The 15,272-nt window shown below is 65.4% G+C and carries 17 protein-coding genes; 4 read left to right on the top strand and 13 right to left on the bottom strand.

Features of this window, described 5'->3' with window-relative positions; all coding sequences use genetic code 11:
- Nucleotides 1-77: 77 nt before the first annotated feature.
- Genes LQV16_RS15315 through LQV16_RS15305 form a run of 3 tightly spaced genes read left to right on the top strand, consistent with a single transcriptional unit; the run spans nucleotide 78 to nucleotide 2,331 of the window.
- Entirely contained in the window at nucleotides 78-938 is an 861-nt protein-coding gene (locus LQV16_RS15315; protein ID WP_229994759.1) for a DMT family transporter, read from the top strand.
- Nucleotides 939-947: 9 nt separating this feature from the next.
- Nucleotides 948-1,400, top strand: coding sequence for a metallopeptidase family protein (locus tag LQV16_RS15310; RefSeq protein ID WP_229994756.1), 453 nt, complete (start codon nucleotides 948-950; stop codon nucleotides 1,398-1,400).
- A 10-nt stretch (nucleotides 1,401-1,410) separates the two neighbouring features.
- Entirely contained in the window at nucleotides 1,411-2,331 is a 921-nt protein-coding gene (locus LQV16_RS15305; RefSeq protein ID WP_229994755.1) for a cation diffusion facilitator family transporter, read from the top strand.
- Nucleotides 2,332-2,764: 433 nt separating this feature from the next.
- On the opposite strand, the gene LQV16_RS15300 is transcribed toward LQV16_RS15305, so the two are convergent.
- From LQV16_RS15300 to LQV16_RS15250, 11 genes are all read right to left on the bottom strand, one after another.
- On the bottom strand, nucleotides 2,765-3,106 hold the full coding sequence (locus LQV16_RS15300; protein WP_229994754.1) for a hypothetical protein: 342 nt from the start codon (nucleotides 3,104-3,106) through the stop codon (nucleotides 2,765-2,767).
- A 63-nt stretch (nucleotides 3,107-3,169) separates the two neighbouring features.
- Complete coding sequence (locus LQV16_RS15295; RefSeq protein ID WP_229994753.1) at nucleotides 3,170-3,979, bottom strand: hypothetical protein; 810 nt, start codon at nucleotides 3,977-3,979, stop codon at nucleotides 3,170-3,172.
- Nucleotides 3,980-3,981: 2 nt separating this feature from the next.
- Nucleotides 3,982-4,881 carry an ATP-binding cassette domain-containing protein gene (locus tag LQV16_RS15290; protein WP_229994752.1) on the bottom strand — a complete coding sequence of 300 codons (900 nt, stop codon included), beginning with the start codon at nucleotides 4,879-4,881 and terminating at the stop codon, nucleotides 3,982-3,984.
- Nucleotides 4,878-6,398, bottom strand: a complete 1,521-nt coding sequence (locus LQV16_RS15285; RefSeq protein WP_229994751.1) for a PH domain-containing protein — start codon at nucleotides 6,396-6,398, stop codon at nucleotides 4,878-4,880. The genes LQV16_RS15290 and LQV16_RS15285 overlap by 4 nt, the downstream gene beginning before the upstream one ends.
- Entirely contained in the window at nucleotides 6,388-6,927 is a 540-nt protein-coding gene (locus LQV16_RS15280) for a PH domain-containing protein (RefSeq protein WP_229994750.1), read from the bottom strand. Before LQV16_RS15280 ends, LQV16_RS15285 begins: the two co-directional genes overlap by 11 nt.
- A gap of 105 nt (nucleotides 6,928-7,032) precedes the next feature.
- A complete protein-coding gene (locus tag LQV16_RS15275; protein ID WP_229994749.1) occupies nucleotides 7,033-7,152 on the bottom strand; it encodes an aureocin A53 family class IId bacteriocin in 120 nt (39 codons plus the stop codon).
- Between the two features lie 208 nt (nucleotides 7,153-7,360).
- Nucleotides 7,361-7,987: a response regulator transcription factor gene (locus LQV16_RS15270; RefSeq protein WP_229994748.1), complete on the bottom strand. Its 627-nt coding sequence runs from the start codon at nucleotides 7,985-7,987 to the stop codon at nucleotides 7,361-7,363.
- A 570-nt stretch (nucleotides 7,988-8,557) separates the two neighbouring features.
- The gene (locus LQV16_RS15265; RefSeq protein ID WP_229994747.1) at nucleotides 8,558-9,013 is read right to left on the bottom strand and encodes a hypothetical protein; all 456 of its coding nucleotides are present in this window, start codon (nucleotides 9,011-9,013) and stop codon (nucleotides 8,558-8,560) included.
- Between the two features lie 148 nt (nucleotides 9,014-9,161).
- On the bottom strand, nucleotides 9,162-9,788 hold the full coding sequence (locus LQV16_RS15260) for a hypothetical protein (protein ID WP_229994746.1): 627 nt from the start codon (nucleotides 9,786-9,788) through the stop codon (nucleotides 9,162-9,164).
- The gene (locus LQV16_RS15255; protein WP_229994745.1) at nucleotides 9,785-10,750 is read right to left on the bottom strand and encodes a hypothetical protein; all 966 of its coding nucleotides are present in this window, start codon (nucleotides 10,748-10,750) and stop codon (nucleotides 9,785-9,787) included. The genes LQV16_RS15260 and LQV16_RS15255 overlap by 4 nt, the downstream gene beginning before the upstream one ends.
- A 33-nt stretch (nucleotides 10,751-10,783) precedes the next feature.
- Complete coding sequence (locus LQV16_RS15250) at nucleotides 10,784-11,260, bottom strand: hypothetical protein (protein WP_229994744.1); 477 nt, start codon at nucleotides 11,258-11,260, stop codon at nucleotides 10,784-10,786.
- Between the two features lie 456 nt (nucleotides 11,261-11,716).
- On the opposite strand from LQV16_RS15250, the gene LQV16_RS15245 reads away from it, so the two are divergent.
- Nucleotides 11,717-13,222 (top strand): C40 family peptidase, encoded by a 1,506-nt coding sequence (locus LQV16_RS15245; RefSeq protein WP_229994743.1) that lies wholly within the window; start codon nucleotides 11,717-11,719, stop codon nucleotides 13,220-13,222.
- Nucleotides 13,223-13,265: 43 nt separating this feature from the next.
- Here LQV16_RS15245 and LQV16_RS15240 read toward each other — a convergent pair whose 3' ends face one another.
- Together LQV16_RS15240 and LQV16_RS15235 are read right to left on the bottom strand one after the other, a co-directional pair.
- Nucleotides 13,266-14,015, bottom strand: coding sequence for an ABC transporter permease subunit (locus LQV16_RS15240; RefSeq protein ID WP_229994758.1), 750 nt, complete (start codon nucleotides 14,013-14,015; stop codon nucleotides 13,266-13,268).
- A 187-nt stretch (nucleotides 14,016-14,202) separates the two neighbouring features.
- Nucleotides 14,203-15,252, bottom strand: a complete 1,050-nt coding sequence (locus LQV16_RS15235; protein WP_229994742.1) for an ATP-binding cassette domain-containing protein — start codon at nucleotides 15,250-15,252, stop codon at nucleotides 14,203-14,205.
- Between the last annotated feature and the right edge of the window lie 20 nt (nucleotides 15,253-15,272).

Here is a 15,272-nt window from a genome sequence, read left to right as displayed (position 1 = left end):
CCCACGAAGGGTCTGCGAACGTTGCCCCCGCACCCGCCCCGCAACCCGCACCAACCCGTCCCGGACAGCCGGCCACGATCAGCAGGCTCGGTATCGCCGCCGTCGTCGTCACCGTGGTCCTGTGGGCGTCGGCATTCGTGGGCATCCGGGCCGTGGGCCCGAGCTTCTCCCCCGGCTCCCTGACGCTCGGCCGCCTGGCGGTCGCCGCCGTCGTGCTGGGCCTGCTGGTGGTGCCGAAGCTCAGGGGGCTGCCCCGGGGCCGCGAATGGTGGCCCATCCTGGCCTACGGCGTCATGTGGTTCGGCGGCTACAACGTGGCCCTGAACGCCGCCGAGCACATGCTGGACGCCGGCACGGCAGCCCTGCTGATCAACGTCAACCCCATCCTGGTCGCCGTGATGGCCGGCGTGATACTGAAAGAGGGCTTCCCGCGCTGGCTGATCATCGGCAGCCTGATCGCGTTCGGAGGCGTGGCCGTGATAGCGCTGGGATCCGGCCAGCGGTCGACGGCGGACGTGGCCGGTGTGCTGCTGTGCCTGCTCGCGGCCGCACTGGCCGCCGTGAGCGTGATCGTCCAAAAGCCGGTGCTGCGCAAGTTCCCGGCCGCCCAGGCCACGTGGTTTGGCATCATGGTGGGCGCGCTCTGCTGCCTGCCCTTCAGCGGCCAGTTGATCACCGAGCTGCAGGCCGCTCCCCTGCCGGCCACGCTGGGCCTGGTCTATCTGGGCATCTTCCCCACTGCGATCGCGTTCACCACGTGGGCCTACGCGCTCTCCCTGATTGACGCGGGGCGCCTCGCCGCCACCACCTACCTGGTGCCGGGCACCACCATCCTGATCTCCTGGCTGGTCCTGGGCGAAATTCCTACCGTCTGGGGCCTGGTGGGCGGCGTGATCTGCCTGGTGGGTGTGGGGCTGACCCGGCGCCGGTCCCGCTAGAGTTTCCCTATGCCTTCATCCCTCCCGCCCGGCCTGCCGATCGTTCCGAACGGCGGGGACGGCAGTGACGGCGGTGGCGGCGAGTCTGACGGACCCTTCCCGATGTCCGAGGCCGATTTCGAGGCCGCGGTCAGTGACGCCCTGGACCGGATCCCGCCGGAGCTGGCGAAGACCATGAGCAACGTCGCGATCTTCATCGAGGACGACTACACCCCGCAGCCCGGGGAGGATCCGGACACCGTGCTGCTCGGGCTCTATGAAGGGGTTCCCCTGACCGAGCGGGACTCCTGGTGGGACGCCGGCTCGCTGCCGGACCGGATCACCATCTTCCGCCAGCCCATCCTGGACATCTGCGCCTCACGGGATGAGGTGATCGAGGAAGTCACCGTGACCGTGGTCCATGAAATCGCCCACCACTTCGGCATCAGCGACGCGCGCCTGCACGAGCTCGGCTGGGGATAGCCTTGTAGGCATGGGACACGACCACAGCCACTCGCACGGTGTAACCGCCACCGGGAAGCACCGGAAGCGCCTGGTCGCCGTCCTGGCCATCACGCTCGCCGTCGTGCTCGTGCAGACGATTGGCGCCGTGGTCTCCGGGTCCCTGGCCCTGCTCGCCGACGCCGGGCACATGCTCTCCGACGCCGCGGGCGTCTTCATCGCCCTGCTGGCCGCGTGGATCGCCGCCCGGCCCGCCAGCGATCTGCGCACCTACGGTTACCAGCGCGCCGAGGTCCTGGCGGCGCTGGCAAACGCCCTGGTCCTGATCGTGATCTCGGTGGTCATCTTCACCGAGGCCATCCGCCGGCTCGGCGCCACCCCGGAGGTCCACACCGACATCATGCTCGCCGCGGCGGTCCTCGGCGCCGTCGCCAACCTGGTATCCCTGCTGATCCTGCGCGGCGCCCAGAAGGAAAGCCTGAACGTCCGCGGCGCCTACCTCGAGGTCCTGGGGGATCTGCTGGGGTCCTTTGCCGTCATTGCGGCGGCGGTGGTCATCATGGTCACCGGGTTCCAGGCGGCTGACACCATTGCCTCGATCCTCATCGCCCTCATGATCCTGCCCCGGGCCTGGCACCTGCTGCGCGACGTCGTGGACGTGCTCCTCGAGGCCACCCCCAAGGGTGTGGACGTGCAGATGATCCGCGAACACATCCTCGCCGTGGAAGGAGTCGTGTCCGTCCACGACATCCACATCTGGACCATCACCTCGGGCGTCCCCGTCTTCTCCGCCCACGTGGTGGTGGAGGACGCGGCGCTGGGTGCCCGGGGCGCCGACCGCGTCCTGGACAAACTCACTAGCTGCCTGGGCTCCCACTTCGACACCGAACACTGCACGTTCCAGCTCGAGCCCGCCACGCATTCGGAGCACGAGGCCCACCAGCACGCCTGACCCGGCACCGGCGCTCGGCAATGCCCTGCGGAGATCGGCCGCGTCTGGGATGGGGCAGCGTGTACGTCCCCTGAGGTGCGCATGCCGCGGGGGTGCAGCCCCTACCACCCCCCAAACCTGTCGTAGGGGCTACACCTTTGATGCCACTCAATGCACACGGTCAGGCCATAGTGGGCGCCTGGAGCATGTCACGCTCCAGAGTCTACTGAAAAAAATTCAGTAGTGAAAATTTCTCAGTCGGGCGGCGCAAGCCTCTCTCCGATGCCGCCGCTGCCAAGGACAGCAGCCGCCGCCAGTACCGGTTGCCGTCAATGACGGCGCCGGCCCGGCGGACCACGGTCCGGCGCAGTGCCAGCTGTCCCGGCCCCTCTGATGGCAACCGTAAACGACGACCACCCCACCTCAACAGGGGGTACTTAAGAGATACAATCCCCTAATCCGAATATGGAGGGTGGCCTGGCTGTTGCTGATGCACCCTGGCCTGCCCGTCGTGTTCCGGCGGGTGGGTCGGCGGGACCGTCACCTGAGGGGTCCGGTCCCGCCGACCCACCCGTGCCGCGCTCCGGTTGACCACGGTCAGGGTGATGGCGGCCGCGGCAATGCCAGCGACGATGGCGATGAGCCCGCGCAGGCCGATGTTCATGTCCGCCCACAGCGCCAGCCCAATGCTGACGACCAGGATGGTGACGAACAGTGCCACCATCGACGCCGGTTCACCGGGCGGCTTTCTCCGAGAGGAACTGTCCGCATGACGCCGGTCTTTGATCTCTGCCATGGTTTCCTTCGTTGTCGTGTGTGGTGCTGATACCGGCGGGTGAGCCGTGCTCAAGGGAAGGCGTTAAAGGTTCCGGCGGCGGAAGACGGTGAGCGCCAGTCCGCCGAGGACAAGGGCCCACACCGCAAGACCGAACTGGCCGATGAGCAGGCGACCCAGTCCCAGATCCTCGACTGTCGTCGCGCTGATGGCCCGCATGAACAGGGGCGTCGGTGTCACGTTCACCAAGGCGTCTACAGCCCCGGCCGCCTGCTCGGGGATCATGGCGCCCACAGCGAAGACCGCCAGGGGCAGGAGGACGTTGACGCCGATGAGCAGTAACACGGACCCGAAGGCCCGTCCCACGAGATGGGCCAGGGCCACGGCAACCAGCACCATGCTGGTGCTGCCGACGACGGTTGCCGCCACGCCCAGCAGCCCCGACCCGACAAAGTCGCCTCCAGAAAGGACAAGTCCGAGTCCCGCGAGGACGATCGTGACGAAGGCCGTGCTGACTGCCGTCAGGGCAGCCCAGGACAGGGCCCTGGCCATGAAGAGCCGTTCCCGTTTCGGTGTCAGTGACAGCGCCAGGCCCAGCTGCCCAGTGTGGTCCCGCCCAACCGCGAAGACGGCGGCCACAGAGAGGACCAGCGCACTGACAAACGCACCGGTTTCGACGGATGTGGTGGTGATGACCCTGGTGGGTTCCGAGGCCAGTGACTTCATGATGAGCATCGTCAGTATCCCGCTCGCCACCGCCGCGGTGATCGCGACGATGACCGGGATGGGCACGCCGCCCTTCCGGAGGAGCCTGCGCGCCTCGGCCCTGGTCACGGCGCCAAACCTCTGTTCGGGTGCCATCGTGGTGCGGTCGTCGATCTGTGATTCGGTCATGGTCATTCCCTTCCCCCGGATGCGCTCCGGGCCAGGACCGCGAAGTAGGTGTCTTCGAGGCTTCGGGTCACCCGGGACAGATGCGAGATCCCCGCACCGGACTCCAAGGCGACGGAGGCAAGCTCGGTCGGGTTCGTATGATGGACCAGTATTCCCCCCCGTTCGCGCGTGGCGCGGAAACCCCTTTGTGCCATGGCAACCAGCAGGATCTCGGGGTCCGGGGACTCGAGGTAGTACCCCGTTTCGTCCGGATGGGACACGAAATCCCCGATGCTCCCCTGCCCGAGGATCCGGCCACCGCCAATCATAACGATGTCATCGGCCGTTTCTGCCAGTTCGGCCATATGGTGTGAGGACAGCAGGACCGTTGCACCCTGTGACGCCGCAGAACTCAGGAACGACCTGATCCAGGCAATCCCGTCCGGGTCGAGCCCGTTGATGGGTTCGTCCATGACCAGTACGTCCGGACGGCTCACGGTCGCCGTGGCGATGCCCAGCCTCTGACGCATGCCCAACGAGAAGGTGCGGACCCGGTGTTGGGCCACGCCTGCCAGTCCGACCGTCTCGAGGGTGTCTCTGCCCCACGAAAGTGGCAGTCCCTGCGTACGGCAGACGTAGTCGATGATGCCGGCAGCGGTGGCCTGCTCCGGGAGCCATTCCGCCGATAAGAAAAGTCCCATGGTCTTCCCCGGAAGCAGGGCTTGAGAGAAGTCTTTTCCGTTGACGCTGACGGTGCCCGCGTCAGGACGCACCAGCCCGGCAATGATTTTCAGCACGGTGGACTTCCCTGCGCCGTTGGGTCCGACGAATCCGGTGACCCGCCCCGGTTCGGCGGTGAAGGAAACGTCCTGGAGCACCCTCTTGCTGCCAAAGCTTTTGCTCAGGTTGTCGACGTGGATCATGGATGAACAAACTCCTCGGTGGTGGGCTGCTTGACAGTGGGGTGCCTCCGGAGGGCGGCGATTTCCGGTGAGGTGTCTTCCACCAGGCGGCCCATCTGATCCGGGACCGCCCGGGAGAAGCTGAGCGCAGCCAACGTCTTGGGCCGACCCGCGAAGTAGTGGGCCCGCACGAGGGACACCCTAGCTGCCCGAGCCCCGGTGGCGGACACGGAGTGCAGGCTGGTGGCGGCCAGGACCACCTCATGGTCAACGAAGGAACGGCTGACCCAACCGACCCTGTTTCCCGCTACCGAGAACCGGGCCCTGGCAAGGCGGACCACCAGGGAGAGAACGCACCAGAGGGCCACTGTTGCCACCGCGGCCAGGACGAGGGCGCCACCTGTCACGCGGTGCAGAACCCAACCGAAACCGAGTGCGGGTACGCCGATCGCTGCGAAGAGCACCAACGATCCGGCGACGGATCCGCGGCCCGAGGACTTCAGAAGGGCCGGGCGCGGAAGCTCGGGCAGCGATGTGTCGAGGATCTGCGTCACCTGCCTTCGCGGCAACGACGGGAGGACCATGTTGGTTCCCATCTGTGCATCCGAGTCCGTTGTAAGGAGCGCGACCCGGACCCGGTCGAGAAGCATCTCGATGAGGTTGCGGCGTGCCGTGATCCCGCCGACGGCCGAGGACCTCACGTCACGTTGATTGGTGGAGAGCCATCCGTATCTGATGGACAACCCAGCAGGATCACTGCTCACCGTGAATTCATGGTATTTCACCACCGCAGCGACCGATCCGCCGAGGAGGACCGCCCCGCACAGCGCCAAGCTTCCCGCCAAGGGATGCGAGCCGAAGACCTCCATGGCACCGTCCAAAATCGTCAGTTGGTCCGCCGTATCCACCACCGCGAGAACGGCACCGGTCCCCAGGACCACCACATGGCCATAGATCAGGTTGGCGGCCGCGAGGTCCCTCCGCCTGGCCGTGTACAACACGGTCCGGCCCGTCGTATCCGACAACCCCGGAACCGTGCCGTGGACGCCACTGGCCGCGCTGCCGGAGCGTGCAGACTGTGCCCCCGGAACCCCGTGGGCCCGTGCCAACCCCACGATGGCTTCAAGGTCTGCGTGGTCGATGCCGGGGACATCGATCTTCGCATCGTCCTGGCCGCCGGAGCGCAGGGAGACGACCCCCAGCCCGAACCGGCGGAAGGCCCAGGGTGAGTCGATGTCCACGACCAAGACGTCACGCCAAGCGGTCGTGCTCGTGGTTCTGAATAACAGCCCGCGGGTGAGGGAGAAGTCATCCTTAGAGATCGCGTACCTCAGCGTCGCCCAGGCGTAGACGGGGTGGACCAGCCGGAGGATGAGCAGGCCGCCGATCAGGTAGACGGCCGCCGGCCCGGGCCACAGCCCGGGCCGGTCCCAGTACAGGAATCCGCCGATCAACAGGCTGACCACGCTCGGGGCTCCACGGAGGGACATCGCCGCCATGGCCTTGGCGGGCAGCCGCTGCGGGGCGTCAGTGCCCACCGGTGGACGCCTCTATATAGGTGGACAACGCCTGCCGACGGATCTCTACGGCCACACCACGTTCCACGGGCCCCAGCGGTTCAACGTGGTTGAGGGTGGTGAACCTGACTTTAGCGAGGCCCAATCGCCGCAACAGCGGACCTTCGATGATGGAGACATTCAGGATCTGGGCGGTGGACAGGACCGTGTCCTTGGACAGGAGGTAACCCCGTTTGATCCGCACCGCATCGGCGCCCACGTGGTATGACGTGTGGCGCATCGTAAGGCGGCTGACAATCGGCACATCGACGATCAGACCGGAGATGATGAGGATCGCCATGACAACGAGGGTTGGCAGCCTCCAGCCGTCGGGGACGAGCCAGAGTGCCAGACCGCACGCAAGGGCTCCCGTCATCAGCACCTCGACGGTGGAGCGGATCATGAGGTAGTGCAAGGCCACCGGCGGCAGCGTCAGCGCATAGGCATGCGTACGCGCGGCCCGGCCCGACGCCGACCATTTGCCCCGGCCGTCAGCCTGTGTGCTGGCCACTGAGCCCCCTTCTGTATGTTCTGCTAACGACATGTACTCGGTATTCCCGGAGCACTGGTGTGGCCGGGGGCCGTGGGCCCCGGCCACACCAGTGCCAGACTCATGTCAGCCGATCCCGAGGATCTGCATGATCCACTGGGCGATCGTACCGAAGGTCACGCCCCGCTCAAGCCACCGCTGGACCGTCCCCCAGTTGTTTCTGGCCCACCGGGCGATCGAATTCACGACCCCGACTCCCCAACGCCAGAATTGCTGCAGGACCCACCAAACAAACCTCAATACGGCACCCATTTATAGTCCCCCTCTGAAAGCGAATGATGATGTTTCGGGAATCCCCCAATACGCTGTCAACATTATTTTTCAGATGGATCACTAAACAGTATTCTATTATCCTTTAGATATATACTTTTGGATAAATGACGAGGGAATTTGACTACCGGGTGGCAGCCGGTTCGAGCCCCTCGGACCCGAGCACATTCCCGACCTGCGGCCCGACGCGGAGCACGCCGGCCTCGAGGGCGGCGACGAGCACCTGCAGCCGATCCTGGACGCACCACTTCACCATGATGCGTGAGAGGTGGCCCTTGATGGCCGCCTCCGAGACACCGAGTTCCCTCGCGATGTCTCGATTGGACCGGCCCTGACCCAGGCACTCAACAACCTCGCGTTCCCGGCTCGTCAGTGCGGGCAGATCGGTGCGGGACAGCACCTGTTCGGCGGGACGCGTTCTCCGCACCACCTCCAACAAACCGATGAGAGCGGATCGGGACAAGAAGACGTGGCCCGCCGTAACGTCGGATACCGCACCCTGGATCTCGCGAACCGAAGCATCGCTCGTGAGAATTCCGCGGGCACCTGCATCCATGACGTCCCGGATCCTCTCGGATGCGCCGGCGTCGATGAAGACGATGAGATGGGCCTGTGGATAGAAGCTCAGTACGGGAAGGAGGTCGGGGGCCGCATGGCCGCGGTGCAACCGCGCATCAACGACGACAAGGTCGGCCTGATGCGCCCGGCAATCGGCAGCGAGCTCGAGTGGCGACGTTGCTCGACTGAACAAGGCTCGCGTCTGCGAATTGAAACGAAAGATTGCATTGAGAACTGAATGCAACTGAGCCTCCGAGACACCGACAACCACCGATAATTCCTGCACCGCGACATCATCCCCCTCCCCTTTGCCCCGTTCCCGGGACAAGATAATTCCAGCACAGCTTATGGCGACTCTTCGGATAGAATTTCGTCCTGCGGTACCCAGAGAACCAGTCCTGGATAAGACGTTCTATCAGGTAGATAAACCGCGGTTTCAACGCATGAACGTTGAAACCCCGACCAGGTCCACCACGCCCCTCTGCTCTACGACGCCGGGGACCAGGCCGTTCAGCGCATCGCCGATCCGATTCAGGTCCCGCGCTCCACGATCTACGACCACCTCGACAAACAAGCGCCGGACGGTGCCCCGCCGCCGGCACACGGGCCCGGCGTAACAGCGGCGCCGACCAGGACCCTTGCTACCTGGCCCCACCGGCCAAAGCGCGACGTTCCCGAGCATTGGTTCTCAAGCCCCCATGCGGGCGCCTGGAGCACCCCATGCTTCAGAGTCTACTGAAAAAAATTCAGTAGTGAAAATTTTTCAGTTGGACGGACTTTTTTTCTCGGGCCTGGGCGGAAGGTTTCGGAGAGCTTCAGTCACCGCGCGAAGAGCGTCCACGTTCACTTCTCCCAGGACCCTCGCGGCGAAGTGCTCTACCTCGGCAATGCGGTAAGCCTCTATCAGGCGGAGTTCAGCCTCGACGCGTTCCGGGATCGGACCGCTGCGCTGAAGCAGGTAGTTCTCGTCAACGTCAAAGAAGTACGCCAGTGCCTTCAGTAGCTCCGGATCCCAGCGGTTATCAGGAGAGCCGGCCAGTAACCGGTGCCACCGCGTCCTTGTGAGCGTGAGCCCTTGTTCCGCGAGACCCTGTCGAACGTCTTCATACGTGAAACTGTCGGCGTCTTTGGCATGCACGATGTCGAGAAGAAGCTGGATTTTTGAGGCTAGAACCTCTTTGTCGCTGCGGGAATCTATAGGGTTGTCGTTCGAATTCACGCGTGATCCTGCTCCCGGCCAACAAAGGCGGCCACATCCCGAGGGCAGCGCTTTCCCAGTTGTAGCGAAGTCACAGCCCTCCTTTTTAATCCGTCATGGTTGCACCGTTTGCCAGGCCTGGTGGCTTCGTGGGATGCCACGCGAAGAATCAGCCGACAATGAGAGTATATGAGGCACCGAAAGCGACTACGCCAGTTATGAACCCGGTAATGACCTGTGGAGCTGAGTGGTCCCGGAGATAGACCCTGGACCAGCAGACAAGAGGGGCCGCCACAACGAACGGAAGCCCCAGCCAGCCGAACATCAGTACAGCTGACACGGTCGCGCCGCCCAATGTCATTGCATGGCCCGATATCTTCCAAATCGGGCTGACCAGAATGAGCGCCACAATCCCGCAGAGAATCCCGCCAACTAGCCCCCAGACTGGCTGGGGTGCGCCCATGATCGAGAGGATTGCGCAGCCAAGCAGCGACGAGCCCAAGGTCCAGAGCATGACCGGGCGGCGTTGTTTCTTGTCCCCAACATGGTGGTCCGTCAACTGGCCCCTCTTGGCAAGCAGCAGTACGACGGAAAACGGCACCAGGCAGATGAAGAGGGCAGCGATAATGCCCGACCAGATGGAGACCATCCACTGGTCACTCAGCAGAGAAGCCAAAATCAGCAGGAGGGACAACACCAGCGGCGGCTGCGCAATCTCGGTTGCGGACCGAGCCACACGCCCAATGGCCGTGGAGGACCTCTCTGATGTGGTTAGGGTCGTGGTTTCTGCTGTCACTGACGTGCCTTTACCGGCAGCACAGATTCCAGAGAACCGACGCCGCCATCAAATCGGGCTTGGACTGCGTCTAGGACACGGTCGGCAAGCATGGGTGTGGATCGCCCCGAGAGAGCGACCTTGTGATCGCTGGAGCGAATAACGTACTGGTACAGGCGGACGGAAGGGTGCTTCGCATAGAAGCCGGTCACAATGGCCGCCAGCCACGCCGCACGGGAGAGTCCCCAATATGCTCTGCCCAGCATGGCCGTAAGAAAGACCAAGGCGGCCCGGTCCCAAAGCTGCAGGCGGCGCCACACCTTAACCACTGGCGGGATGCCAAGCCCGAGAGAAGTCAGCAGAACCCCGCCGTAGAACAGCGGATTGAACAGGACGTACAGAACGTGGTGGAGAGACGAACCGCCCACATCGGTGTGCAAGGCGGTCATGTAGGCGATCTCTTCGACCGACGCGAGTGCGACCAGAGCCATGCCGGATGCAACAACCCGGGAACTCACGCGGACGGGCAGGCTTTCCTGGGGCCGGAGGCAAATTCGAAGAACAGAAACGGCCAACAGCGCCAAAATGCCCATGTAGACGCTGGCGTAGATGAAGACCGGCAACTGCTGGACGTTTTCCGGCACGTAGCTCTGAGTCGTCGGAACGAAGCGCTGGAACAGGAACGGAACGGTAATCGCAGCTGCTCCGAGGCCGGCAGCAAGCGGGCGGTGACTAAGGCGTGACCGGTAGCTCTCATCCGGAGAGTAGGCAGCGAAGATTCCCTCCCGTACCAGCCAGACGGCGCTTGTGACACACAAATTGCGAACAAGGTGCAGGAAGTTGACGCCGCCAACGGCCGCATCGAGTGGTTTCTTCGGGTACGACGACACCTGTAAGAAAGAGGCCGAGGACACCGATTCCGATCGCACCAACAAAGGCCGTTGAAGCGCCCCAGCGAGCGACAAAATATAGGCGAAAGGCAAATACTGTTGCCAGGATCCAGAACGCAGCGGCGGTCATAGGCCAAACACTCGTTCGGCCTTCGTGGCCTCCTTCACGGGCGTGGCATGCAGAACCCGGGCCAGGCCAAAGGCCAAATTTTCGGCGGCAGCCTCCGCCTCGTCCAGGGGAACGTCCACTGCACGGCACATCCAGCTGACGCCGTTCCGCTTGCCAATACCGGAGAAGAAAGACCCCGCGATAAGTCCGTCGAGAGGCTTCCCCTTATGGCCCAAGAGGATGTGGCTAAGTTCATGTAGCACGACGTGGACACTCCAGGCCTTGGCACCCCGCAGGTAGCGGACGATGCCATGGCTGGGGGTATCGATCCACTGACCGGTGACACCTTCTCCAAGGCTGTCCACTGTGCCTTCCTCGAAGACCAGACGTTTGCCGTACTTTTCTTCGACCGCAGTCACTAGATCGCCCAGATCAGGGTACGCGGGAAGGTTCAAGGTATCGATGACGTCAGCGGTCAGTGTGGACTGTTCCATGTCCCTGCGGCTCCGAAAATCCACTGAATAAATTTCAGTAATCTGGTATGACGCCTGACGGCGCCTTGGCAAGGAGCCACCCTACCAAGCTTCCGAAAACGCCAACTGTCACACACATTAAGGAATCCCAAATGAGTCGGAGCATCTTCATGCCGCGCGCCTTCCCACCTAATAGAACCTGATTCATTTCATGTTGTGCGGGAATTATCTTCGAGACGATCGACTTCGACCACATCACTGGCCAGGGAGACTTTGCCTATTGAGGCCAGTCAGAGACTGAAGGCCCGCTGTCGCGGCCTTCAAAAAGGCCAGTGTTGTTTATGTTATTCATGTGACTTGTGTTGCCAAAGTGACCATTGACCCGTAGCCTCATGCCTGCTGGGTGATCCGCAGAGGGGCTTTCATGTGTCAAATTCCGACCTCGCTCATTCCAGCCTGAGACCTCGAGGGTTGCCCATGAGCTGGACCGGATCCGGTCACAAGACTGCTGTGCTCTGCGCCGTCGTCGTCCTTCTTGGAACGCTCGCGCTCCCGGCACAGGCCGCACCGCTGACTTCCGCGCCGGTCTCCAAGCCGCTGGCGGCCGCCGTCCGGGTTCCGGCGTCGCCGGAGATCCCCTCACCTGAAGAGATCTCAGCCGCCAAGTCCAGTGAAAGCGCGACGGCGGCGGAGGTCACCAGGATCGATGGGCTTCTGGCCGACGCGTCAGCCGGCCAGGAAGCCAGCCTCGCCGCGTCCCTGCAAGCAAACAACGCGTACGGCGAGGCCCTCGTGGAGCTGGCCACGCGCCGTGACGCGGCGGCTGTAGCGGCCGCCAGGGCTGCCGCCGCCGAAGCGGAACAGGCCAAGTCCCGTAAGCAGATCGGCCAACTGGCCGGGGATCTGTACCGTAACGGCGGCCTGAATCCTGCCCTCAGCAGCTTTGTCAGCGGCACCGGACAGGCCCTCGAGGATGCAGCCACGCTGGAGGCTGTAACCGCCGGACGCGCGCGGGCGTTCGAGTCCGCGGAAACCGCTGCTGCTGCCGCGCAGTCACTGACCGAAGCCGCAGCGGACGCCAACCGTGCCGCCGACGAGGCCGCCGCGGCCGCGGAAGACCGCAAGGTCGACGCCGATCGCGCCACCGCGGCCCAGCGCCAGGTGGTGGCCGACGCCAAGGAGCAGCGCAGCGCGCTCGTGGACCAGCTGGCAAGCCTGAGAAACACTACGGCGGCGCTGGAATCGGCCCGGGTGGACGCCCTCGACCGCCAGCGCCAGCAGGACCGGCTCGCAGCACTGACCGCGGCGGCCGGTCCCGCGCCGCAGCCTGGCACCGGTTCACAGCCGGGCACGGGTTCGCAGCCTGCCCCGGCATCACCGGGACGGGACGACTCGGCCGCGCAGCAGCCGGCAGCTCCGGCTCCGGCCGAAGGGCCGGCGGCTCCCGTTCCGGCACCGGCTCCAGCACCTGCTCCTGCTCCAGCACCTGCTCCAGCACCTGCACCTGCGCCCGCCCCCGATCCGGCGCCTGCCCCTGATCCCGCGCCGATTCACGTTCCGGTTCCCGCACCTGTTCCGGTGCCGGCGCCCGTTCCTGCGCCGATTTCCGGCGGGTCAAACCAGACCGCCATTTCAGTTGCGCTCGGCAAGACCGGATCGCCGTTCTTCTACCAGTACGGCGGAACCGGGACCTATGGGTTTGACTGCTCGGGCCTGGTGCAGAGCGCGTTCGCCGCGGCCGGCAAGTACCTGCCCCGCACTGCCTCCCAGCAGTTCGCCCAGGCCCCCGTCCATGTCCCGCTCTCCCAGGCGCGCCCCGGCGATTTGCTTGTCTGGGGTTCGTCCCCGGGCTTCTACCACGTGGCCATTTACATAGGCGGTGGCCGCGTGGTCCAGGCACTCAACCCGGACGCCGGCATCACTGTGACCGATGTTGCCGCCATGTCCGGGATGCAGCTGTACGGCTACGCGGCCCGATACTGAGGCCCGGTTCCTGGGTCCGGTTACGCAGCGGCACGTCGGTCGACTACGAGAGCACGTCCTTGGTGATGAACCTGCCGTAGGCCAGCGCGCCGAAGACGGCGATGTAGCCGCCCTGCAGAAGGGCGTTGACGGCAAAGGAGTCCCAGGACACCGGCTGGCGGAGCAGGTCGCCAAAGTCCAGCCAGTAGTGGCTGAACAGCCAGGGATGCAGCCACTCAAGCTGCGGCAGCGCGTCCAGGACCTGGGCGACGACCGAGAGCACCACGGTGGCCGCCATGGCCCCCACCGGCACGTCCGTCAGGGTCGAGATGAACAGGCCGATCGCCGACAGCCCCAGCAGTGAAACGGCCAGGTAGGCTGCGATCAGCAGGAGCCGGACCACTGCCTCGCCGGGACCGATCGTGTCGCCGGACAGCAGCGTCACCGGTCCCACTGGGAAGAGCGCCGCGCCGATTCCGGCCCCGGTCAGGGCCACCACGAGCGGGGCAACGACCACGAACAGAGCCGTCCCGGCATATTTGACGATCAAGAGACGGACCCGCCCGGCCGGGGCCACGAGCAGGTAGCGCAGGGTTCCCTGCCCGGCCTCGCCGGCGATCGTGTCGCCGGCGACGACGCCGACGGTAAGCGGCAGGAACAGGGGAACGGACACCACCAGGGCCGTGACGCCCACGAACAGGCCGTTCTGGGCGATCCGGTCCAGGAAGGCGGGCCCGCGGCCCGGCGGTACAGCCGAGGAGACCCGCACCGCCACGGCGATCAGGATCGGGATGGCCGCCAGCGCGCACAACATGGCCCACGTCCTGCGGCGGCGGAACAGCACGCCGAGCTCGGACGCCAGCAGTCCGCCGGTCAGGGATCCGCGCCGGACCGGCGGACGGCCTGCCCCGGCGTCGCCGCCCGCGCCGCCGGCCGCTCCACTGCGGCCGCCGGCCGGGGCGACTGACGGACCGGCTGATGGATCGCCCAAAGATGAGCTGTTACTGGACAACGTCGAACCCCTCCCCCGTCAACGCCACAAAGCGGTCCTCAAGGCTGGCCTGTTCGGTCGCGAAGCCGCGGACCCGGACCCCCGCCGCCACGAGGGCAGCCACTACAGCTTCCGGTTCCACGGCCAGAGCCGAACTTGCATCTTCCCGGGCCGCCGCGCCTGGCGGAGCCGCAGGCAGCGAAGCGAACAGGGCTGCGTCCGTCCCGGAGCCAGCGGCACCCGAACCAGCGCCTCCGGAAGTGCGGCCGTCGGTACTCAGGGCGGCCGTAAGGCCCAGGCCGGTCAGCACCTGCGCCGCCGCGCCCGGATCCGGGGTCAGCACGCGGATCCTTGCCTGGCCCGCCCCGCGCAGTTCCGCCAGGGTTCCCTGCGCCACAAGCCGGCCCGCGCTCATGATGGCAGCATGCGTGCAAATCTGCTCGACCTCGGCCAGCAGGTGGCTGGAGACGAACACCGTAGCGCCGTCCGCCGCGAGGGAGCGCACCAGGCTCCGCACTTCACGGGTGCCCTGCGGATCCAGTCCATTGGTGGGCTCGTCCAGCACCAGGAGCTCGCGCGGAGCCAACAGGGCGTTGGCGATCCCCAGCCGCTGCTTCATACCGAGCGAATAGGCCCGGACCAGCTTGTCCGCGGCGTGCGTCAAACCCACCCGTTCCAGGGCTGACTGGACACGGGCGCGCCGCGTCGCCGCCGAACCGTAGGGGTCCGCGGCGTCCATGCGGCGCAGATTGGCAGCGCCGGAGAGGAACGGGTAGAACGCCGGCCCCTCGACCAGCGCCCCGACCCGGGGAAGCACGTCAGCAAGTTTCCGGGGCATGTCCTCGCCCAGGACGCGCATGGTGCCGCCGGTGGCCGTGGCCAGGCCGAGCAGGAGCCTGATGGTGGTGGTCTTCCCCGAGCCGTTCGGGCCCAGGAATCCGAAGACTGCGCCTTTCGGCACGGCCAGATCGACGCCGTTGACGGCCAACTGCTGGCCGAACCGTTTGGTCAGCCCCCTGGTCTCGATGCTCAGCTCGGCCCCCGGCCCGCCGGTGCTCACGCGGCCGTCACCGGACGGCC

Origin of the sequence: Arthrobacter sp. Bi26 (assembly GCF_918697925.1) — a bacterium.
Taxonomy (GTDB): domain Bacteria; phylum Actinomycetota; class Actinomycetes; order Actinomycetales; family Micrococcaceae; genus Arthrobacter.
This window is presented reverse-complemented; position numbering and strand designations above follow the sequence as displayed.